Below are 20636 nucleotides of genomic sequence, written 5' to 3' on the forward strand. Positions count from 1 at the left end.
CGCTGCGCACTTTGCGCTAGCGCGGCCCTCCGGGTCCGGATCATGCGCCAGATCATTTCGACGCGGTCTTGGTGTCCATGTTGACGACCTGGACGCGGCGGTTGATCGGGTCGGCGCCGTTGGCGGTATCCTTCAGCTTGGTCTTGCCGTAGCCGACGGTGACGAGATCGGTGCCGTTGAGGCCGTAGTTCTGCACCAGGTACTTCTTGATGGTGTCGGCCCGACGTTCGGAGAGCCCTTGATTGTACTCTTCGCCGCCGATCGCATCGGTGTGTCCGGCGACCACGAAGGTCGAGCCCTTCAGCGCCGGGTCGGAGAGCGCCTTGCCGAGCGCCTGCACCGACGGCACCGACGTCTTGGCGATGTCGGCCGAGTTGTAGTCGAACTGGATCTCCAGATCGATCTTCGGCTTGGTCGCAGCTAACTCGGCGATCTGCTCGCGCTCGCCGGTCGAGAGCGACCGGGTCGAGCGGTTGCGCACGGTGTTCAGGAACGTCGTTTCCTTGGCCTGCACCGCCGGATCGGCCTGCGGACCGGCGGAGAGGCCGCGCGTCACCGGCTTCGGCTTCAACGCATCCAGGATCTTGTCGGAAGAGACGTTGTTGTCGCCGGCCAGTGCCAGGCCCGCCGTCATCGACAGCGCGGCCGTGAGAGTAATCGCCTTCAGTCCAAAAAACTTATCAAAACGGGTCATTGTCGTATCCTCGCTGTTACGCCTGATGGCGATTTGATGCTGCGAGCGTAGGGCAGGTTCAAAAGCCCTGATGTGATCCTCGTCACGTTGGAAACAGCCGCTTCCGTGGTTATCCTAGCGCGTTTTACGGCGGTTCGGGTGTGAGATCAGGCAGCCAGTGCTCCGCGCCGAGGACGGGCGCGACGAGGTGAACAGCAATTGTCGCCTCTGCTTCCGTGCGGGTTCGAGACGCCGAAATCCTGGCGTGATCCAGATCACATTGGTGAAGTGCGGCCGGGCCTAGTCCGGGCTTGGCAACGAAAGTCCAGCCTCATGCCGGAGCGGGGGCTGCCCGTGAGGCCCGGTTCGCTCGCGGAAACCTGTGCACACCGATGGTCGCAAAGCCGTCTCCACAGGGCCCGCTCGCGAACAAGAAATCGGCCAGATGCACGCCTAGCAGGTTTGTTCGCCACCAACCGCAGACGAAGGGGAGCCGAGTTCCATCCAGTGCCGAGGCCGAGTGATTATCAATCCTACCGCAGTGGCCCGCCGGATCGGACTGTGTCCCTGAGCTCCATGCCCATCTATATCGGCGCGGCGATGATCGCGGTGGCGATCCTGCTGTCGACCCTGATCACGGGCCTGACCTCCCGCTATGTCGGCCTCGACGGGCCGAACGACGAGAACATGTGGCTGGTCGACCGTCTCACCGGCAGCGTCTATCGCTGCCAGGCGGAGGGGCGCGGCAAGGCCTCGTGCGAGCCCGATATCGCCACCGGGAGCCTCAGCGATCGGCCCAGAGCGCCGAAAGACGGCCGTTGAGGCCCCTCGTCTTCGCAGCGCAGCAAGAAAATTGTCTTCTCCGCGAAACGTCTGCGCGAGAGAATGCGTAATTGCGAGGGCCGGCATGACGCCGGTTTCGTTTTACGCAGGAGACTTTTCCATGAAGATCTTGCTCACGACCGCAGCCTTTGTCGCGTTCACTTTTTCCCTGTCCCCCGCATCGGCCGCGATGATGGCGTGCACCAAGGACAACATGATGAAGTCCACCGCCATGATGGGCGGCACGCCCGACACGCCGGCCAAGATGGCGTCGAACAAGGAAATGGCCATGGCCAACACGGACATGAGCAATGGCAAGATGAAGAGCGCCTGCATGCACTACATGAAGTCGCAGAAGGCCATGATGGCGAAGTAGGCGTCGGCCATGTCAAACGGCCGCGCTGTCAGCAGATGGCAGCGCGGCATTTTCTTTTGTTGTTCCTGGTCCGCTTCTTTCTCCCGGCGCGAATCCCGCTACATTGCGTCCTGCAATGTCACGCGCGCCCAAACCACTCCCACTCACCACCACACAGGCCCGGCAGATCTGGCTGCACGCCCAGCGGCTGGATGAGCGCACCCCATTCGGCGAGGGTGCGCAGGCCGTCGCGGACGCGACCGCTCATCTCGGCTACGTGCAGATCGACACCATCAACGTCATCGAGCGCTGCCATCACCACATCCTGTTCAGCCGCATTCCGTCCTACCGCCGCGCCGATCTGCGCCAGGCCCAGAGCGTCGACAGAAGCGTGTTCGAATACTGGACCCATGCGCTGTCCTACATCCCCTCGAACGATTTCCGCTTCTTCCTGCCGGCGATGCGCGAGCACCGGCGCGAAGGGCACAGATGGTTCGCCTCGGTGAAGCCGGCCGATACGCGCAAGGTGATGCGGCTGGTGCGCGCCGGGCCGCTGACGATCCGCGACATCGAGGATGACGTGCTCACCGAGAAGGAGCATCTGTGGCAGAGCCGCAAACCCTCGAAGCGCGCGTTGCAGCTTGCCTTCTACACCGGCGCCGTGACCATCAGCGAGCGCCAGGGCATGCTCAAGACCTACGAGCTGATGACGCGCCATTTCGGCTGGGACAAGTCGCCGAAACCGGCATCGGCAAAGGACATCACGGCCTATCTGCTCGATCGCGCGCTGCGGTCGCAGGGCGTGGTGAGTCTCGATTCGGTCTGCCATCTCGACGCGCCGAGCAAGAAGGCAGTCGCGCGCCTGATCGCCGCGCGCGTGCGTCGCGGCGAACTCGTCCCTGTCGCGATTGACGGCGCCGGCAGGCAGGAGCATTGGGCGGCGCCGGCGGTGCTGGAGGCCGGCGGCGAGGGGCCACCGCCCGATCTCGTCCACATCCTTTCGCCGTTCGACCCCCTGATCATTCAGCGCAAGCGCACCAACCTCATCTTCGGCTACAACCATCTGTTCGAGGCCTATGTGCCGAAGGCCAAGCGCAAGCTCGGCTATTTCGCGCTGCCGGTGCTGGTCGGCGACGAGATCGTCGCCGCGCTCGATCTCAAGACCGACCGGCAGGCCAGGAAGCTCCTGATGCAGAAATGGACGTGGGTCGGGGAGGGGAGGAAGACTGCGGGGCGCAAGGAGCTCAAGCGTGTGATCGAGGAAGAGCTCGATCGCTTCGAACGGTTTCAGCTCGCGGAGTGAGCGTCATCAATCCCCTGTCTAGGGCCTCTCTCCGAGTTCGTGCGAGTCTCGTGGCTCGCCTCCAGGACCGGACAGCACGTGCGCATACCGGTCCAGCACCTCGTCGGCGGAATAGCCCGAACGTCGCGCGAATTCGTCCCGTAGCCCCAGTCGCGCGGAGACTCTCAAGCGCTTGGTCGTGGCGGTGGTCATCACGGGGTCGAAGCCCAGTTCCCGCAGGCCCGCCGCCGCACCATCCATCTCCACCGCACGGCGCTCGGCATGCAGGACGTCGGAGCGGACGCACATGTCCAGGAACTTGCTGAACGTGGTGGCATCCATCGACGTGCAGATCCCGCGCATGGTTTCATCGCGTACGCCGGCAAGCGTTGCGGCGGTCAGAGCTTCGACCAGCAGCGCCTCCATGCCTTTCGTCACTACGCTCCGCAGCATTTTCACGGCCGCTGCGGTTCCGGCTTCGGGACCCGCCACCTCGATGCGAAAGCCGAGTGGTCTGAAGATTTCCGCGAAGCGCTCGGCACCGCTGCCGGACGTGTAGAGCGTGACCGCAGCACCATAGAGATCGACGGAGCCCATCAGGTTCGCGTCCGCGAACAGGCCGCCGCGCGCCTCGACGGCTTCGGCGACACGCTTCTTGGTTCGCGGGGTCGCAGCGTTGATGTCCACCACGAGACAGCCGGGACGGACGAGCTTCGAAATGGCCTCACCCGTCTCAGCCGCGACGGCAACGACGACGGCGGAAAAGATCACGTCCGCGTCCGTGAGGTCCTCGAGCCGATCGGCGAGCGTGACGCCACAATCGGCCGCCACCGCGCGAAAAGCCTGAGAGTAGGGCGGCGCGTTCGTCTTGCCCTGACAGAATGCGACGACCCGCGCTCGGGTCTGGGTCGCCAGATGCTTTGCGAAGCATTGCGCGGCCTCGCCAAATCCAACGAAGGCGATCTTGGGCTGCTGCATGGCTGAGCTATCTCCTGTCTCCGACCGGTCCGAGGGAGGGTGAGGTCTCCTCGCGCGACTTTTCACCGCCGCCCATTGTGGCGAGTTCGACGCTGGAGTCAATGAACCGGTTCATTTGCGGGGGTGATCGCCGGAAGCAGTTGCTAAGCAGATTGTCTAATTACAAGGCAATTCCCGATCGAGCGACCTTGCCAGAGGCCGTGAACCGGTTCATATAATCTTATGCCATCACAGACTCGCCGATCGCAAACCGTGAAGGTCAGGGACGTCGCCCGGGAGGCTGGCGTCGCGGTCGGCACGGTATCTCGTGTGCTCAACGATCATCCTGCGGTGACCAGGGAGCTGCGCGAGCGCGTCGAAAGGGCCATGGCGCATCTCGGCTATGAGGTCGACGTCACGGCGCAGAGCATGCGCGCGGGCCGGTCGCGGCTCGTCGCCTGCGCCATTCGTGATTTCGATATCCCGCGCTTCGCGCTGTTCATCAAGGAGGCCGAAGCGGTCCTGCGTGAGGCCGGATACACCTTGCTGCTGGCGAGCACGACCAATCGTCCCGAAGTCGAGATCGCCCTGTTGAGCGCTTTCCGCAGGCGCCGGGTGGATGGCGTGATGATGACGCTGAGCGATGAGCAGCATCGCGACGTGCGCGAAGCGCTGTCGGAGGCGCCGATGCCGGTCCTGCTCATCGACCGGGATCGTATCGAGGCACTGGATCGCGTCACAGCCGATCATCGCCGGGGCGCGCGTCTTGCGACGAGCCATCTGATCGGCCTTGGGCACCGGCGAATCGCCATGCTTGTCGGCGACACCAAGGCCTTCCCGTCGCGCAGCCGCCTCGAGGGACTTCGTGAGGCCTATGCGGCGGCGGGCGTCATGCCGGATCCGAGGCTGCTGCGCGACGATGTGCTCTCGAGTGAAGAGGCCTATCGGGCGACGGCGTCGCTGATGAGCCTTGCCGATCCTCCGACGGCGCTCTTCGTCGCGGCGATGGACATGCTCGGCGGTTGCCTGAGAGCGCTGCGGACGATGGGCATCGCGGTCGGGGACGGGATTTCGGTGGTGGCCGGCAGCGATTCGGATCTCGCCGAATTGCACACGCCGCCCATCACGGCGATTGCGTGGGATCTGGCGGCGATGGGCCGCCATGCCGCGACCATGCTGCTGGAGCGGATGCGCGGCGATGAGATCGAGCGGGGCCGTGGTCTCACCGTGCCGACGGAGTTGATCATTCGCGGGTCGGCGCGGCCTGTTGCGAATTGAGCGTGTTTGGCTGGGGCTGGATCCGGTTTCTCGCGACGCGGCTGTCGAGCCAGATGCCGACGACGATCCCGATCGCGTAGGCGACCAGATTCCACAGCGAGAAGATGCGACTGAGCAGCAGCGCGCCGGCGGTGGTCAGCCGGAACGCATCGAGCCACGGCACCTGCACCAGCCGGGAGAATTCCACGACGACCGCGATCACCATCGCGATGGCCGCAAGCTGCATCCGCGACAGCCTCGGCAGCAAAACCCCAACCAGCAAGAACACCATCGTGGCCCACAACAGCGAGCCGCCGTACTTCACGACGAAGGCGGGAAGGGCGAGCGGAAAGCCGTACCAGCGCAGGGAGAGGCCGCAGACGATCACGACCAGCGCCAGCCCGGCCCGGACCAGGGATGTCCGAAGCGGCGCAATGGGTTTGGCCGGCTGCGCCCCATGCATTGCTTGCTCCATTGACTCTTTCGCGGCGATGCTCAAAACCCCGGATCAGCCCATAAAAGCAACAACCCTGGGGGGAAGTCATGAGCCAGACCACGACCTTTGCCGGTTCCGTCGGCGCAGCCAGGACGGAAGTCGAGACCTCGACCATCCGTGCCATCTCCTGGCGCCTGATCCCGTTCCTGGTGCTGGCCTACTTCTTCTCCTATCTCGACCGCGTCAATCTCGGCTTCGCCGCGTTGACCATGAATGCGGAGCTGAAGTTCACGCCACTGATCTTCTCCTGGGGCGCCGGCATCTTCTTCATCGGCTATTTCATCTTCGAGGTGCCGAGCAATCTGGCGCTGGAAAAGTTCGGCGCCAGCCGCTGGATCGCCCGCATCATGGTGACGTGGGGCATCATCTCGGCGCTGATGGCGATGGTCAGCGGCGTGACGAGCTTCTACGTCCTGCGCTTCCTGCTCGGTGTCGCCGAAGCCGGCTTCTTCCCCGGCATCATCCTCTATCTCACCTATTGGTATCCGGCCGAATATCGCGCCCGCTTCCTTGCGGCCTTCGCCATCGCCGTCCCGGTCTCGACCGTGATCGGGGCGCCGGTCTCGGGCCTGCTGCTCGGGCTCGATGGCATGATGGGCCTGAAGGGCTGGCAGTGGCTCTTCATCATCGAAGGCATTCCTTCCGTGCTGCTCGGCATCGTCACCTGGTTCTATCTCACCGACAGGCCGGAGAAGGCGGATTGGCTCTCGGCCGAGCAGAAGGCCTGGCTCAAGGCGAAGCTCGATTCCGAAATCGCCGCCAAGCAGGCGGTGAAGCATCTGTCGCTCGGCGAAGCGCTGTCCTCGCCGAGGGTGATCGCGCTCAGCCTGATCTATTTCGGCTTCGTCGGCGCGCTCTACGGCATGCAATTCTGGCTGCCGCAGATCGTGAAGGCGTTCGGTCTCACCAATGCTCAGACCGGCTTCGTCACCGCGATCCCGTATCTGTTCGGCACCATCGCGATGATCCTGTGGGCACGGCACTCCGATGCCACGCGCGAGCGCGTGATGCATGTCGGCGCGCCGCTGCTGCTCACCGCGGTCGCGCTCGGCGTCTCCTCCTATCTCACCGATCCCACCATGACGATGGCGGTGCTGACGGTGGCCGCGATCGGCGTGTTCTGCTGTTTTGGTGTGTTCTGGACCCTGCCGACCGCCTGGCTGTCCGGCACGGCCGCGGCCGGCGCCATCGCCCTGATCAACTCGATCGGCAACCTCGCCGGCTTCGGCGGCCCATATTTGATCGGCTGGGTCAAGGAAGCCACCGGGCAGACCTCGACCGGCCTGCTCGTGCTCGCGGTGCTGCCCCTCATCGCCGGCATCCTGGTGTTTGTCGGCGGCCACGACAGCAAGCACGAGTTCGCCGGGCAGGCGCGGTAGTCGGGAGAGCCTTGTAGGGTGGGCAAAGCGCAGCGTGCCCACCAAAAGTTTTGCATCCGGATGATGCGTGCCATTCCGAGGTGGCCCTCCGGACCGTCCCGGAAGGACGACGCTGCCGCGGCGCTTGGGTCACTAATCTGCGCCGCGGGCTTTTTGTGAACCGGCCAGCCCGAGAAACACCAGCAGGGCGCGATTGAGGCGCAAGAGATCCTCATCGTCCAGCCGCCCGATCAGTGTACCGATCTTGGATTTCGGTACCGTGGTGATCTTGTCGACCATTAGGCGGCATGCCACTCGGAGGCCGTTGCGATCGTTCGGTTCGACCTGCAACCTGAATAGTGGTGCCTCAGTTTCGTATGTTGTTATTGGGCAAACCGTGATCGATTCCGTTGCGTCAAAATCGTCGTCCTGCACGATGATGACCGGACGCGGTTTCCCTGCGTAGTCCTTTGCGCCTGCTGCTGTCCAAACTTCGCCTCTCTTCATTGGTTGATGGACCGCCATGCTGGGCATGCTCAGTTGCTGGACCTCCGTCCGCGCGCGGACGGGTTTTAGTGGGAGCGAGTTTGGGCCAAAGCCTGCAGCGAAACTGTTTCGGGCCTGAGGCCCTGCCGACCAGATTCCGTGCTCTGTTCACAGATTATTCTGTCTCGCCAGGCCAATCGGAGATCGCATCGACGAAGGCCTGATCCTCATACTCATGTGGGCTCGATGCGACCGCCAGTGACTGGCGATGGGCTTCCGCCTTGAAGGTGGCTGAACGCACATCCGGAACCCAGATCTGGATCGGACGGAGCCCCTGCGCGCGCAGCCGCTCTCGATGCTCGCGTACCTTCGTTCGCGACGACCTTGGCTTAGAAGAGGACGGCATAGGTCTCTCCATTCGGTTACATGTAACCATATCAGGATAATGGAGTTCCGCCAATCCGCGGGACCCTTATCACCCCTTAACGATCACAGATTCCTGATGACTGACGATTATTGACTTTTATCAGTGATTAGTCGACATTCCTCTCATTGCAGTCGCAGGAGTGTCCTCCGATGTTCGTCCGGTCGGTTTTATCCAGCTATTCTAAGCTCTTGGCGGGTGTGGCGCTGGCCCTGATGGCCGCCACCCTGGCCGGGTGCAATGACACCGTCGCCGAGAAGGCCGAGCCGCCACGGCCGGTTCTGGTCGCAACCGCGCATTATGATGCCGAAACCCCGGAGCGGAGCTTTGTCGGCACCGTCAGGCCGCGGATCGAGAGTGATCTCGGCTTCCGCGTCGCCGGCAAGGTCGCCAAGCGCCTCGTCGAAGTCGGCCAGACCGTCGAGATCGGCCAGCCGCTCGCCATCCTCGATGAGATCGACCTCAAGCTACAGGCCGAGCAGGCCGTGGCCGAACAGACGGCCGCCACGGGCGTGCTGGCGCAGGCCGCTGCCGCCGAGCAGCGCGCCAAGGATCTGAAGGCGAAAGGCTGGACCACCGACGCCCAGATGGATTCGAGCCGCGCGAGCGCGGATGAAGCCCGGGCCCGCCTGAACCGCGCCGAGCGCGCGCTCGAGCTGAGCAAGAATTCCCTTTCCTACGCGACGCTCAACGCCGACGCCCGTGGCGTCGTCACTGCAACGCTGATCGAGCCCGGCCAGGTGGTTGCCGCAGGCCAGGCTTCGATCCGTGTCGCTCGCTTTGCCGAGAAGGAAGCGGTCGTCGCGATCCCTGAGACGCTGGTCGGACGTGCCAAGTCGGGCGCCGCCAGCGTCACTCTTTGGTCGGAGCCGGGCAAGAAATATACGGCCAAGCTGCGCGAGATCGCGCCCACCGCGGATACCGCCACGCGCACCTATCTCGCAAAGTTCTCGCTGCCCGAAGCCGACGACAAGGTTTCGCTCGGCATGACCGCGACGCTGACGCTGTCGGACGCTGCCACCGAGCGCGTCGCGCGGCTGCCGCTGTCGGCGCTGTTCAACGAAGGCGGCAAGCCCTCCTTCTACGTCGTCGACGACAACGGCGCGGTGACGCTGAAGCCGGTGGTGGTGAAGTCCTACGAGAGCGACGACGTCGTCATCACCAGCGGTGTCGAAGAGGGCGCCAAGATCGTCACCCTCGGCGTGCAGAAGCTCGATCCGGGCCAGAGGGTGCGGATCGTCTCGTCACTGTCTTTCTAGTTCCTGTCATTCTGGGTCTGGTCCTTCGGACCATCCCGGAATGACGAGAGAAGTCGAGTTTCGTCGTGTGAGGTGAGTTTCGGCCCAAGCGCAAATGCTGGGGCTGAAGCGGCGAAGCGATCCAGAACCTGCCCAGCCCCCTGGATTGCTTCGCTGCCTCGCGACGACGGGTTGAACAGAGTGGCTGACGTTTTTGCAACTGGATCGTCTTTTCGGAGAGAGCGATGAAGCGCTTCAATCTTTCGGCCTGGGCCGTCAGCCATCCGACGCTGGTCCTGTTCCTGATGCTCATACTCGGCGTCGCCGGCTTCTTCTCCTATCAGAAGCTCGGGCGAGCCGAGGATCCGTTCTTCACGGTGAAGGTGGTCAACGTCTCCGTGATCTGGCCGGGCGCGACCGCCCAGGAGATGCAGACCCAGGTCGCCGATCCCATCGAGAAGAAGATCCAGGAGCTGCCTTACTTCGAGAAGGTGCAGACCTATTCCAAGCCTGCCTTCACCGCGCTCCAGGTGACCTTCCGCGACTCGACGCCGCCGAAGGACGTGCCTTACCTCTTCTATCTGCTGCGCAAAAAACTGGCCGACGTGCAGGGCCAGCTGCCCTCGGGCATCCTCGGACCCGTCGTCAACGACGAGTTCTCCGACGTCGATTCGATCCTCTACATGATGACCGGCGACGGCGCCGACTATGCCCAGCTCAAGAAGGTGTCCGAAGGCTTCCGTCAGCGCCTCCTGAAGGTGCCGGGCGTGACCAAGGTTGACGTCTACGGCAATCAGGACGAGCGCATCTTCGTCGAGTTCAGCCACGCCAAGCTCGCCACCCTCGGCATCACGCCGCAGGCGCTGTTCGACTCGCTCGCCAAGCAGAACAACGTGACCCCGGCCGGCACGGTCGAGACCTCCTCGCAGCGCGTGCCGCTGCGTGTCACCGGTGCGCTCGACGGCGCCAAGGCCGTGGCTGAGACCCCGGTCGAAAGCAATGGCCGCGTCTTCCGCCTAGGGGATATCGCCACCGTCACCCACGGCTATGTCGATCCGCCGAGCTTCGTCGTGCGCCAGGAAGGCAAGGCCGCGATCGGCATCGGCGTCGTCACCGCCAAGGGCGCCAACATCCTCGATCTCGGCAAGGAGGTCGAGAAGGCCACCGCCGAGTTCATGAAGGCGGTACCGCAGGGCATCGATGTCAAGCTCATCGCCGACCAGCCCAAGGTTGTCGAGCACGCCGTCGGCGAGTTCGTGCACTCCTTCATGGAAGCCCTCGTCATCGTGCTGTTCGTCTCGTTCCTGGCGCTCGGCTGGCGCACCGGCATCGTGGTCGCGCTGTCCGTGCCGCTGGTGCTCGGCATCGTCTTCATCGTCATGAACACGATGTCGCTCGACCTGCACCGCATCACGCTCGGCGCGCTGATCATCGCGCTCGGCCTTCTGGTGGATGACGCCATCATCGCGGTCGAGATGATGGTGGTGAAGATGGAGCAGGGCTGGGACCGCATGCGCGCGGCGTCCTTCGCCTGGGAATCCACTGCGTTTCCGATGCTCACGGGAACGCTGGTCACGGCCGCTGGCTTCCTCCCCATCGGCTTTGCCAATTCCGCGGTCGGCGAATATGCCGGCAGCATCTTCTGGATCGTGGCGATCGCGCTGGTCGCCTCCTGGTTCGTGGCGGTGATCTTCACGCCCTATATCGGCGTCATGCTGCTGCCGAACATCAAGGTGCACCACAACCACGATCCGCACGCCGTCTATGAGACCCGCATGTACCGGGGCCTGCGCGCCGTCGTGCAATGGTGCGTCAATCACCGCATCACTGTGGTGGTCGCGACCGTCGGTGTCTTCGCCGCCTCGATCGTCGGCTTCGGCCATGTCCAGCAGCAGTTCTTCCCGCTGTCGGAGCGGCCCGAGCTGTTCCTCCAGCTGCGCCTGCCGGAGGGCACCGCCTTCAACGTCACCGAGAAGGCGGTGAAGAAGGCCGAGACGCTGCTCAAGGACGACAAGGACATCGAGACCTATACCGCCTATGTCGGCCAGGGTTCGCCGCGCTTCTGGCTCGGCCTCAACCCGCAGCTTCCGAACGAGGCCTTTGCCGAGGTCGTCATCGTCGCCAAGGGCGTCGAGGCGCGCGAGCGCATCAAGGCCAAGATCGAAAATGCGGCTGCCGAGGGTTTTCTGTCCGAAGCGCGTGTCCGCGTCGACCGTTTCAATTTCGGTCCGCCGGTCGGCTTCCCCGTGCAGTTCCGCGTGATCGGCCCCGACGCCAACAAGGTGCGCGAGATCGCCTACCAGGTCCGCGACGTCATGCGGCAGAACAAGAGCGTCAAGGATGTTCAGCTCGACTGGAACGAGCAGTCGCCCTACCTCAAGCTCGTCGTCGACCAGGATCGCGCCCGCGCCATGGGCCTGACCCCGCAGGACGTGTCGCAGGCGCTCGCAATGCTGATCTCGGGCTCGCAGGTCACGACCGTGCGCGACGGCATCGAGAAGGTCGGCGTGGTCGCCCGTGCGATCCCGTCCGAGCGCCTCGACCTCGGCGGCGTCGGCGACCTCACCATCACCTCGCGCAATGGCGTTGCCGTGCCGCTCCAGCAGATCGCCAAGATCGAGTACGCCCACGAGGAGCCGATCATGTGGCGGCGCAACCGCGACATGGCGATCACCGTGCGTTCCGATGTCGTCGACGGCGTGCAGGCGCCCGACGTCACCAACCAGATCACGCCGAAGCTGAAGGCGATCAAGGATCATCTCGAGCCGGCCTACCGCATCGAGCCCGGCGGCGCGTTCGAGGAATCCGCCAAGGGTAACGCCTCGATCTTCATCCTCTTCCCGGTGATGGTCATGGTGATGCTGACGCTGCTGATGATCCAGCTTCAGAGCTTCTCGCGCCTGATCCTGGTGTTCCTGACCGCGCCGCTCGGTATCGTCGGTGCGTCCTTGGGCCTCAACGTCGCCAACGCCCCGTTCGGCTTCGTGGCGCTGCTCGGCCTGATCGCGCTCGCCGGCATGATCATGCGCAACACGGTCATCCTGGTCGACCAGATCGAGACCGACGTCTCGCACGGCCTGACCCGGCGCGAGGCGATCGTGGAGGCGACCGTCCGCCGGGCCCGCCCGGTGGTGCTGACGGCGCTCGCCGCCATCCTGGCCATGGTCCCACTGTCGCGCTCGGCGTTCTGGGGCCCGATGGCGATCACCATCATGGGCGGCCTGTTCGTGGCGACCTTCCTGACGCTCCTGTACCTGCCGGGCCTTTACGCCCTGTGGTTCAGGAAGAGCCTGGACGAGGCCGGCACCCCCGAGCAGCCTGCCGCGCCGCAGCATGGGAGCGATGACCCGCATGCAATTCCGCTTGCTGAAGCGGCTGAATAAGTGAGAAGAAGTGCTGATTGACGAGTCCTGACACATGACACTGGTTGCGGAACATATCGAAGGCGACACCCGGGATCGTATCCTCGAGGTGGCCGAGCGGCTGTTCCGCCAGATCGGCTACCAGAAGACCACGGTCGGCGACATCGCCAAGGAGCTCAGGATGAGCCCCGCCAACGTCTATCGCTTCTTCGAATCGAAGAAGGCGATTCACCAGGCGGTGGCCCGTTCGCTGATGGGCGAGGTCGAGCTCGAGGCGCAACGGATCGTGGCGCGGCCCGGCCCGGTGCTTCCGCGCTTCCGCGAGCTCCTCACCACCATCCATCGCATGAACACCGAACGCTATGTCGGCGACAACAAGCTGCACGAGATGGTCGAGATCGCGATGCAGGAGGACTGGGAGGTCTGCGTCGCCCATATGGAGTGCATTGCCGGGGTGATCGGCCAGATGATCGCGCAGGGCACGGCCTCCGGCGAATTCGAGGCGCCGGACCTGCAACTGGCCTCGCTGTGCGCCTGCACCGCGATGATGCGCTTCTTCCACCCCCAGATGATCGCCCAGTGCGCCACCAAGCCGGGCCCGACCATCGACCAGATGATCGATTTCGTCATCGCGGGTCTGTCGCCGCGTCACTGACGGGCGCTGGAATTTCCTCCTATAAGTAGATCTGCCGCTCCGGTAGACGATGCGGGCAAGGACGGATCAACAAACTCCGTCATTGCGAGCGTAGCGAAGCAATCCAGACTGTCTCCGCGGAGGGATTCTGGATTGCTTCGCTGCGCTCGCAATGACGAGTACGGAGAAGCAAGCGCGTGACCGACAAAGACCTGTACTTCTACGAGCCCTCCAAGGGCCACGGCCTCAAGCACGATCCCTTCAACGCCATCATCGCACCGCGGCCGATCGGCTGGATCTCCTCCCGCGACACCAGGGGCCACGTCAATCTCGCGCCCTACAGCTTCTTCAACGCGTTCTGCTACGTGCCGCCGATCATCGGCTTTTCCTCCACCAACTGGAAGGACACGGTCGAGAACATCAAGCAGACCGGCGAGTTCGTCTGGAATCTCGCCACGATGGATCTCGCCAGGCACATGAACGCGACCGCCGCGCATGTCGCCCCCGAGGTCGACGAATTCGAGGTCGCCGGCCTCACCGCCGTGCCCGGCAGGCTCGTCAACGTGCCGCGCGTGGCTGAGAGCCCGGTCGCCTTCGAGTGCAAGGTGTCCGACATCGTCCGCCTCAAGGGCGCCGACGGGAAGGAGGCCGATGCCTGGCTGACGCTGGGCGAGGTCGTCGCCGTCCATATCGACAAGGCCATGATCAAGGACGGCGTCTACCAGACCGCCGCCGCCCGCCCCATCGTCCGCGCCGGCCGCCGCGGCGATTATTTCGAGATCAAGCCGGAAAACATGTTCGAGATGGTCCGGCCGGATTAGGCCGGCGCTTCTCTCTCTACCTACCGTCATTCCGGGGCGCGCCGTCAGGCGCGAGCCCGGAATCCATACTCCCGATCGTGGTTATGGATTCCGGGCTCACGCTTCGCGTGCCCCGGAATGACGATGTGAGAGGCATCTCCCCCATTCCCCCTCCCGGAACTGCCACCACACCCCGGCCGTTATGGCCCCTGGGCGGCCGCCCGGCCGCGTCAATTTCGCAGGCGAAGTGTTCACCTCCGCCGGCCACTTTCCGCTAAAATGTCGGTCACCCGCGCTGATCCATGAGGTTTTGCCATGAGCTTCCGCCGCGACACCATCACAAAACCGATCTTCTCCTGGGCGCGCGGCGTGCTGCCGGCGATGTCCGACACCGAGCGCGAGGCGCTGGAGGCCGGTGACGTCTGGTGGGATGCCGATCTGTTCACCGGCAATCCCGACTGGGCGAAGCTGCTGAAGGTCCCGCAGGCGATGCTGACCGACGAGGAGCAGGCCTTCCTCAACGGCCCGGTCGACGAGCTCTGCGCCATGCTCGACGAGTGGAAGATTTTTTGGGAATGGCGCGATTTGCCGCCGGATGTCTGGCACTTCGTCAAGCGCGAGAAATTCTTCGGCATGATCATCCCGAAGGAGTTTGGCGGCCTCGGCTTCTCGCCCTACGCCCATTCGGAAGTGGTGCGCAAGATCTCGACCCGCTCGATCGCCGCCGCCGTCACGGTGATGGTGCCGAACTCTCTCGGCCCCGGCGAACTCCTGATGCGCTTTGGCACCAAGGAGCAGCAGGCGTGCTGGCTGCCGCGGCTCGCCGACGGCCGCGACATTCCCTGCTTCGGCCTCACCAGCCCCGAAGCCGGCTCCGACGCCGCCTCGATGGTGGACACCGGCATCATCTGCAAGGGCACCTTCGAAGGCCGCGAGGTCGTGGGCCTCAGGCTCAACTGGCACAAGCGCTACATCACGCTCGGCCCCGTCGCGACGCTGCTCGGCCTCGCCTTCAAGGCCTATGACCCCGACCACCTCGTGGGCCAGCAGCAAGAGCTCGGCATCACCGTGGCGCTGATCCCGGCCAACCTGCCGGGCGTCGAGATCGGCCATCGCCATCTGCCGTCGATGCAGGTCTTCCAGAACGGCCCGAACTGGGGCCGCGACGTCTTCATCCCGCTCGACTACGTCATCGGCGGCAAGGAGCGCCTCGGACAGGGCTGGAAGATGCTGATGACGGCGCTTGCCGCCGGCCGCGGCATCTCGCTGCCGTCGCTGTCCGCGGCCGGCGCCGCCTACGCCGCGCGCACCACCGGCGCCTATGCCCGCATCCGTGAGCAGTTCGGCATCTCCATCTCCAAGTTCGAGGGCGTCGAGGAGCCGCTCGCGCGCATCGTCGCCACCGCCTATCAGCTCGACGCGGCGCGCCGGCTCACCTGCGCGGCGCTCAATGCCGGCGTTCATCCGGCCGTCATCTCCGGCATCATGAAGCTGCACGCGACCGAGCGGATGCGCACCGCGGTGGACGACGCCATGGACATTCACGGCGGCAAGGCCGTGATCGACGGTCCGCAAAACTATCTCGGCAATTTGCACCGCGCCGTTCCGGTCGGCATCACGGTCGAGGGCGCCAATATCCTGACCCGCAATCTCATCGTGTTCGGGCAGGGCGCGATCCGCGCCCATCCCTATCTGCTCGACGAGATGAACGCGCTCGCCGACACCGACCGCGCGCGCGGGCTCGCTGCCTTCGACACCGCGTTCTGGAAACATGTCGGCCACAGCTTCCAGACGCTCTTCCGCGCTTTCGGCCGGAGCTGGACCTTCGGCGCGTTCGCGCCGGCGCCGGATGCGGGCGACGCCACGCCATTCTATCGCCAGCTCTCGCGCTATTCGGCGGCGTTTGCGCTCTGCGCCGACATGGCGCTGCTCACGCTCGGCGGCGCGCTCAAGCGCAAGGAGATGCTGTCGGCGCGGTTCGGCGACATTCTGTCCGAGCTCTACCTGCTCTCGGCCGCACTGAAACGCTGGCAGGACGAGGGCCGGCAGACGGAGGACTTTGCCGCGCTGGAATGGTGCATGGCGACCGGCTTCAAGACCATTGAAAATCGGCTCGCCGAAATTCTCGCCAATCTGCCGAACCGCTTCGTCGCCGGATTCCTCAAGCTCGTGGTCCAGCCTTTTGGCGCCCGTGTGCTCGGCCCGTCCGACCGGGTCGTGCACCGATGCGCAAGCCTCGTGCTGGAGCCGTCGGCGGCCCGTGACCGCCTCACGCCCGACCTCGCTTATGTCGACGACGACGGCGGCTTTGCCCGGCTGGAGCGCGCCTTCAAGCTGGTCGCAGGCACCGACGCGATCGCCAAGCGTATCCGCGCCGCGCATATCAGCGACTGGAAGGAGGCGGTGGCCAAGGGCGTGATCACGCAGGCCGAGGGCGAGCAGCTTGCCGCTGCCCGCGAAGCCGTCACGAAGGTGATCGAGGTCGACGATTTTGCGCCGGAGGCGCTGTCGCCGATTTACAAGAAAACCGGAGATGTGCATCAGTTCTTCCAGGAACTCGGTGAACAGAGGGCGGCGAGCTGATGGCACGACCGGTATTCATCGTCGACGGCAGCCGGACGCCGTTCTTGAAGGCGCGCTCGGGGCCCGGTCCGTTCACGCCCGTCGATCTCGCCGTGCAATGCGGACGGCCGCTCTTGGCGCGCCAGCCGTTTTCGCCCACAAGCTTCGACCAGGTCATCCTCGGCTGCGTCAACGTCATCGCGGACGAGATGAATCCGGCTCGCGTCGCCGCGCTCCGGCTCGGCATGGGCGAGGACATGGTCGCCTTCACCGTGCAGATCAATTGCGGCTCCGGCATGCAGTCGATCGACACCGCCTACCGCTACATCCGCGAGGGCCATGCCGACATGATCCTGGCCGGCGGCACCGAGGCGCTGAGCCACGCGCCGCTGGTCTGGCCGAATTCCGGCGTGCGCTGGTTCGCCGGTCTTGCCACCGCCAAGGGCGTCGCCGCGAAAGTGGCCGCCGCGTTCAAATTGCGGCCGCGCTATCTCAAGCCGATCATCGGCCTCGAGCGCGGGCTCACCGACCCCATCACCGACTTGAACATGGGGCAGACCGCCGAGGTCGTCGGCCATCTCTTCGGCATCAACCGCGCGCAGTCTGACGCCTACGCCGCCGAGAGCCATCGCCGGCTCGCGCATGCGCAGGCCGAAGGTTTTCTGAAGGGCGAGGTCGAGACGGCGTTCTCCCGCGACGGCAAGTTCTTCGACCATGACGATGGCGTGCGGCCGGACTCCACGGCTGAGACGCTCGCGAAACTGAGGCCGGTGTTCGAGCGCCCCTGGGGCCAGGTCACCGCCGGCAATTCCTCGCAGATCACCGATGGCGCCTCCTGGGTCATCCTCGCTTCCGATGAGGCGGTCGCAAAGCACAAGCTGACGCCGAAGGCCGTCATCGTCGACAGCAATTGGGCCGCGCTCGATCCTGCTATCATGGGGCTCGGCCCCGTGATGTCGGCGACGCCGCTGCTTGCGCGCAACAACCTCACCATCAAGGACGTCGAGACCTGGGAATTGAACGAGGCGTTCGCGACGCAGGTGCTCGGCTGCTTGGCCGCCTGGAACGACGACACATTCTGCCGCGAGATTCTGGGGCTCGACGGCGCGGCCGGCGAGATCGACCGTGACAGGCTCAATGTCGACGGCGGCGCGATCTCGCTCGGCCATCCCGTCGGCACCTCCGGCAACCGCATCGTGCTGCATCTGGTCAATGCGATGAAGCGGCTCGGCACCCGGCGTGGCGTCGCCACCGAATGCATCGGCGGCGGGCTTGGCGGCGCCATGCTGATCGAGGTGGTGTGACCATGGATTCCAGGATCATGACCGCGCTCGGCGACCGCGTCCTGACGCTCGGGCCCCAGCCCGCGGCTGACGGACCCTACAAGCACTTCAAGCTGACGCGCGACGCCGACGGCGTCGCCTGGCTGCTGTTCGACCGCGCCGAGACAAGCGCCAACACGCTGTCCTCCGACGTGATGGAGGAGTTCGACGCCGTGCTCGCCGCGGTCGAGACCGAGCGCCCCGCAGGCCTCGTGATCCGCTCGGCCAAACCGTCCGGCTTCATCGCCGGCGCCGACGTCAACGAATTCCGCGGCGCCAGCGATCCCGAGATGGTGGAGACACGCATCCGCGCCGCGCATGCCGTCGTCGATCATCTGGAGGCCTTGAGGCTGCCGACGGTCGCGGTCATCCATGGCTTCTGCCTCGGCGGTGGCCTCGAGGTCGCGCTCGCCTGCCAGTCGCGCATCGCCATCGACGGCGCACGGTTCGGCTTCCCCGAGGTGATGCTGGGCCTGCATCCCGGTCTCGGCGGCACCGCGCGCTTTACCGCACTGGTCAATCCGACCCAGTCGATGGCGCTGATGCTGACCGGCCGCACCATCGATGCACGCCGGGCCAAAGCGCTCGGCCTCGTCGATACCGTGACGCAGGAGCGCCACGTCCGTGGCGCCGTGAAGGACGTGCTGTTCGGCCGGCTGAAGCGGGCCAGGCCTGGCCTGCTCACACGCGCGGCCAATCTCGGACCGGTGCGTGGACTGCTCGCCAAGCGCATGCGCTCGGAGGCTGCGAAGGCAGCACCGCGTGAGCACTATCCGGCGCCTTACGCGCTGATCGATCTCTGGGAGACGCATGGCGGCAGCAAGGCTGCGATGCTGGGGGCCGAGCAGGCGTCATTCGCCAAGCTGATGGTGACGCCGACGGCGCAGAATCTGATCCGCGTCTTCTTCCTGCGCGAGCAGATGAAGAAGGCGGCAGGCTCCGGCAACACGGTGAAGCATGTCCATGTCATCGGCGCCGGCGCCATGGGCGGCGACATCGCGGCGTGGTGTGCGGGGCAGGGGCTGCGGGTCTCGCTCGCGGACATGAAGGCGGAGCCGATCGCGGGCGCGGTGAAGCGCGCGGCCGAGCTTTACGGCAAGATCATCCGCAAGCCCACCGAGGTGCGCGACGCCCTCGATCGCCTGATTCCGGACATGGATGGGGAGGGCGTCCGCAACGCCGATCTCGTCATCGAGGCGGTCCCGGAAAAGCTCGAGCTGAAGCAGAAGGTCTATGCCGGCCTCGAGCCGAAGATGAAGCCGGGCGCGATTCTTGCGACCAACACCTCGAGCATTCCGCTTCAGGACCTGCGCACGACGCTGGCGCGGCCGGAGCGGCTGGTCGGGCTGCACTTCTTCAATCCGGTGTCGCGGCTGCAACTGGTCGAGGTCGTCAGCCATGACGGCAACGATTCGCAAGTGTTGAAGGAGGCGCTCGCCTTCGTCGGCGCGATCGACCGCCTGCCGCTCGCCGTGAAGAGCTCGCCCGGCTTCCTCGTCAACCGCGCCCTGACGCCCTACATGCTGGAGGCGATGGTGATGCTGGACGAGAAGACCGACCAGCGCCTGATCGACGCCGCGGCCGTGCAGTTCGGCATGCCGATGGGGCCGATCGAGCTTGCCGACCAGGTCGGGCTCGACATCTGTCTCGATGTCGGCGACATGCTGCGCACCAAGTTCGGCGATCTGTTGCCGCCGACACCGGCTTGGCTGCGCGAGAAGGTTGCCAAGGGCGAGCTCGGCCGCAAGACCGGCAAGGGCTTCTACACCTGGAAGGACGGCAAGGCGGAGAAGGCGCCGCTCTCCGAGACCGGCCCGCGTGTGACCGACCAGATGATCGACCGCCTGGTGCTGCCGATGTCCAACGTCTGCGTCGCGGCGCTTCGCGAAGGCATTGTCGACGATCCCGATGCGGTCGATGGCGCCATGATCTTCGGCACGGGGTATGCACCGTTCCGCGGCGGTCCGCTGAACTATGCGCGCTCCCGCGGCGTGGATAATGTCGTGTCCACCTTGCGTGAGCTCGCCGAACGATTCGGCGGACGTTTCGCGCCTGACGCGGGCTGGGACAATTTCAAGTGAGCAATCTCAAGTGAGAGAGGCATGAACGAACAGGCGAATACCGGGCCGAGCGGCGATCTCTGCATCCGCACGCTGGCGATGCCCGCCGACACCAACGCGAACGGCGACATTTTCGGCGGCTGGCTGCTCAGCCAGATGGACGTCGGCGGCGGCGTGTTCGCCTCGAAGGTCGCGAAGTCACGCACCGTGACGGTTGCGATCGAGGCGATGAACTTTCGCAAAGCCGTCTATGTCGGCGATCTCGTCTCGGTCTATGCCAATCTCGTGCGTGTCGGGCGCACCTCGTTGACGGTGCATCTGGAGGCGTGGGCGCTGCGCCGCGGAGAGGAGCATCCGTTCCTCGTCACCGATGGCAACTTCACCTATGTCTCGATCGACGAACACGGCCGCCCGCAGGCGGTTCGCCCGTCCGACACGGTGATCGCGACGTAATCGCGCGCGGTGTATGACCGCGCGGCGTTGCATCCGCGGTCGTCGCGTCTTCGCCAAGAACAAGTCATAAAACGGATGAGGTCCCGGCGTACTCA

General features: G+C 64.9%; 18 protein-coding genes. 13 read left to right on the top strand and 5 right to left on the bottom strand.

The genetic code is table 11. The features are described from left to right. Positions 1-52 precede the first annotated feature (52 nt). Entirely contained in the window at positions 53-694 is a 642-nt protein-coding gene (locus XI09_RS31180) for an OmpA family protein (RefSeq protein WP_092187786.1), read from the bottom strand. Between the two features lie 555 nt (positions 695-1249). On the opposite strand from XI09_RS31180, the gene XI09_RS31185 reads away from it, so the two are divergent. The 3 genes from XI09_RS31185 to XI09_RS31195 all read left to right on the top strand — a co-directional run bounded on the left by XI09_RS31185 (position 1250) and on the right by XI09_RS31195 (position 3153). Beyond that, positions 1250-1495 carry a hypothetical protein gene (locus XI09_RS31185; RefSeq protein ID WP_060912949.1) on the top strand — a complete coding sequence of 82 codons (246 nt, stop codon included), beginning with the start codon at positions 1250-1252 and terminating at the stop codon, positions 1493-1495. Positions 1496-1616: 121 nt separating this feature from the next. Further along, complete coding sequence (locus tag XI09_RS31190) at positions 1617-1871, top strand: hypothetical protein (RefSeq protein WP_271570260.1); 255 nt, start codon at positions 1617-1619, stop codon at positions 1869-1871. Between the two features lie 115 nt (positions 1872-1986). Beyond that, a complete protein-coding gene (locus XI09_RS31195; protein ID WP_271570261.1) occupies positions 1987-3153 on the top strand; it encodes a winged helix-turn-helix domain-containing protein in 1167 nt (388 codons plus the stop codon). 18 nt (positions 3154-3171) lie between these two features. Here XI09_RS31195 and XI09_RS31200 read toward each other — a convergent pair whose 3' ends face one another. Then, positions 3172-4110, bottom strand: coding sequence for an NAD(P)-dependent oxidoreductase (locus XI09_RS31200; RefSeq protein WP_271570262.1), 939 nt, complete (start codon positions 4108-4110; stop codon positions 3172-3174). Positions 4111-4332: 222 nt separating this feature from the next. On the opposite strand from XI09_RS31200, the gene XI09_RS31205 reads away from it, so the two are divergent. Continuing rightward, the gene (locus XI09_RS31205; protein WP_271570263.1) at positions 4333-5367 is read left to right on the top strand and encodes a LacI family DNA-binding transcriptional regulator; all 1035 of its coding nucleotides are present in this window, start codon (positions 4333-4335) and stop codon (positions 5365-5367) included. Here XI09_RS31205 and XI09_RS31210 read toward each other — a convergent pair. Then, entirely contained in the window at positions 5333-5809 is a 477-nt protein-coding gene (locus tag XI09_RS31210) for a ribosomal maturation YjgA family protein (protein ID WP_271570319.1), read from the bottom strand. The two genes, XI09_RS31205 and XI09_RS31210, sit on opposite strands and share 35 nt — an antisense overlap. Positions 5810-5889: 80 nt before the next feature. Between XI09_RS31210 and XI09_RS31215 the strand changes: the two genes are divergently transcribed. Next, on the top strand, positions 5890-7221 hold the full coding sequence (locus tag XI09_RS31215; protein ID WP_271570264.1) for an MFS transporter: 1332 nt from the start codon (positions 5890-5892) through the stop codon (positions 7219-7221). A gap of 132 nt (positions 7222-7353) precedes the next feature. Here XI09_RS31215 and XI09_RS31220 read toward each other — a convergent pair whose 3' ends face one another. Together XI09_RS31220 and XI09_RS31225 are read right to left on the bottom strand one after the other, a co-directional pair. Next, a complete protein-coding gene (locus XI09_RS31220) occupies positions 7354-7707 on the bottom strand; it encodes a type II toxin-antitoxin system PemK/MazF family toxin (protein WP_271570320.1) in 354 nt (117 codons plus the stop codon). Positions 7708-7861: 154 nt separating this feature from the next. Continuing rightward, a complete protein-coding gene (locus XI09_RS31225; RefSeq protein WP_333939147.1) occupies positions 7862-8122 on the bottom strand; it encodes an antitoxin MazE family protein in 261 nt (86 codons plus the stop codon). A gap of 140 nt (positions 8123-8262) precedes the next feature. Between XI09_RS31225 and XI09_RS31230 the strand changes: the two genes are divergently transcribed. From XI09_RS31230 to XI09_RS31265, 8 genes are all read left to right on the top strand, one after another. Beyond that, positions 8263-9369, top strand: coding sequence for an efflux RND transporter periplasmic adaptor subunit (locus XI09_RS31230; protein WP_271570266.1), 1107 nt, complete (start codon positions 8263-8265; stop codon positions 9367-9369). A 224-nt stretch (positions 9370-9593) separates the two neighbouring features. Further along, complete coding sequence (locus tag XI09_RS31235; RefSeq protein WP_271570267.1) at positions 9594-12731, top strand: efflux RND transporter permease subunit; 3138 nt, start codon at positions 9594-9596, stop codon at positions 12729-12731. A gap of 34 nt (positions 12732-12765) precedes the next feature. Further along, a complete protein-coding gene (locus XI09_RS31240; RefSeq protein WP_271570268.1) occupies positions 12766-13365 on the top strand; it encodes a TetR/AcrR family transcriptional regulator in 600 nt (199 codons plus the stop codon). Positions 13366-13541: 176 nt separating this feature from the next. Next, a complete protein-coding gene (locus XI09_RS31245; protein ID WP_271570269.1) occupies positions 13542-14165 on the top strand; it encodes a flavin reductase family protein in 624 nt (207 codons plus the stop codon). 294 nt (positions 14166-14459) lie between these two features. Then, positions 14460-16727 carry an acyl-CoA dehydrogenase gene (locus tag XI09_RS31250; protein WP_271570270.1) on the top strand — a complete coding sequence of 756 codons (2268 nt, stop codon included), beginning with the start codon at positions 14460-14462 and terminating at the stop codon, positions 16725-16727. Continuing rightward, on the top strand, positions 16727-18010 hold the full coding sequence (locus XI09_RS31255) for an acetyl-CoA C-acetyltransferase (protein ID WP_271570271.1): 1284 nt from the start codon (positions 16727-16729) through the stop codon (positions 18008-18010). Before XI09_RS31250 ends, XI09_RS31255 begins: the two co-directional genes overlap by 1 nt. Positions 18011-18012: 2 nt before the next feature. Then, entirely contained in the window at positions 18013-20109 is a 2097-nt protein-coding gene (locus XI09_RS31260; protein ID WP_271570272.1) for a 3-hydroxyacyl-CoA dehydrogenase NAD-binding domain-containing protein, read from the top strand. Positions 20110-20130: 21 nt separating this feature from the next. Continuing rightward, a complete protein-coding gene (locus XI09_RS31265) occupies positions 20131-20541 on the top strand; it encodes an acyl-CoA thioesterase (protein ID WP_092187772.1) in 411 nt (136 codons plus the stop codon). The last annotated feature ends 95 nt before the right edge of the window (positions 20542-20636 follow it).

The organism is Bradyrhizobium sp. CCBAU 11386 (genome assembly GCF_028128955.1).
Taxonomy (GTDB): Bacteria; Pseudomonadota; Alphaproteobacteria; order Rhizobiales; family Xanthobacteraceae; genus Bradyrhizobium.

Bases quoted from the DNA above. Each gene is read 5' to 3' on its own strand.
- XI09_RS31230 (WP_271570266.1), top strand. From the start codon at position 8,263: ATGTTCGTCCGGTCGGTTTTATCCAGCTATTCTAAGCTCTTGGCGGGT.
- XI09_RS31195 (WP_271570261.1), top strand. From the start codon at position 1,987: ATGTCACGCGCGCCCAAACCACTCCCACTCACCACCACACAGGCCCGG.
- XI09_RS31255 (WP_271570271.1), top strand. From the start codon at position 16,727: ATGGCACGACCGGTATTCATCGTCGACGGCAGCCGGACGCCGTTCTTG.
- XI09_RS31180 (WP_092187786.1), bottom strand. From the start codon at position 694: ATGACCCGTTTTGATAAGTTTTTTGGACTGAAGGCGATTACTCTCACG.
- XI09_RS31250 (WP_271570270.1), top strand. From the start codon at position 14,460: ATGAGCTTCCGCCGCGACACCATCACAAAACCGATCTTCTCCTGGGCG.
- XI09_RS31215 (WP_271570264.1), top strand. From the start codon at position 5,890: ATGAGCCAGACCACGACCTTTGCCGGTTCCGTCGGCGCAGCCAGGACG.
- XI09_RS31205 (WP_271570263.1), top strand. From the start codon at position 4,333: ATGCCATCACAGACTCGCCGATCGCAAACCGTGAAGGTCAGGGACGTC.
- XI09_RS31190 (WP_271570260.1), top strand. From the start codon at position 1,617: ATGAAGATCTTGCTCACGACCGCAGCCTTTGTCGCGTTCACTTTTTCC.
- XI09_RS31265 (WP_092187772.1), top strand. From the start codon at position 20,131: ATGAACGAACAGGCGAATACCGGGCCGAGCGGCGATCTCTGCATCCGC.
- XI09_RS31185 (WP_060912949.1), top strand. From the start codon at position 1,250: ATGCCCATCTATATCGGCGCGGCGATGATCGCGGTGGCGATCCTGCTG.
- XI09_RS31225 (WP_333939147.1), bottom strand. From the start codon at position 8,122: ATGGTTACATGTAACCGAATGGAGAGACCTATGCCGTCCTCTTCTAAG.
- XI09_RS31260 (WP_271570272.1), top strand. From the start codon at position 18,013: ATGGATTCCAGGATCATGACCGCGCTCGGCGACCGCGTCCTGACGCTC.
- XI09_RS31200 (WP_271570262.1), bottom strand. From the start codon at position 4,110: ATGCAGCAGCCCAAGATCGCCTTCGTTGGATTTGGCGAGGCCGCGCAA.
- XI09_RS31220 (WP_271570320.1), bottom strand. From the start codon at position 7,707: ATGAAGAGAGGCGAAGTTTGGACAGCAGCAGGCGCAAAGGACTACGCA.
- XI09_RS31235 (WP_271570267.1), top strand. From the start codon at position 9,594: ATGAAGCGCTTCAATCTTTCGGCCTGGGCCGTCAGCCATCCGACGCTG.
- XI09_RS31240 (WP_271570268.1), top strand. From the start codon at position 12,766: ATGACACTGGTTGCGGAACATATCGAAGGCGACACCCGGGATCGTATC.
- XI09_RS31210 (WP_271570319.1), bottom strand. From the start codon at position 5,809: ATGCATGGGGCGCAGCCGGCCAAACCCATTGCGCCGCTTCGGACATCC.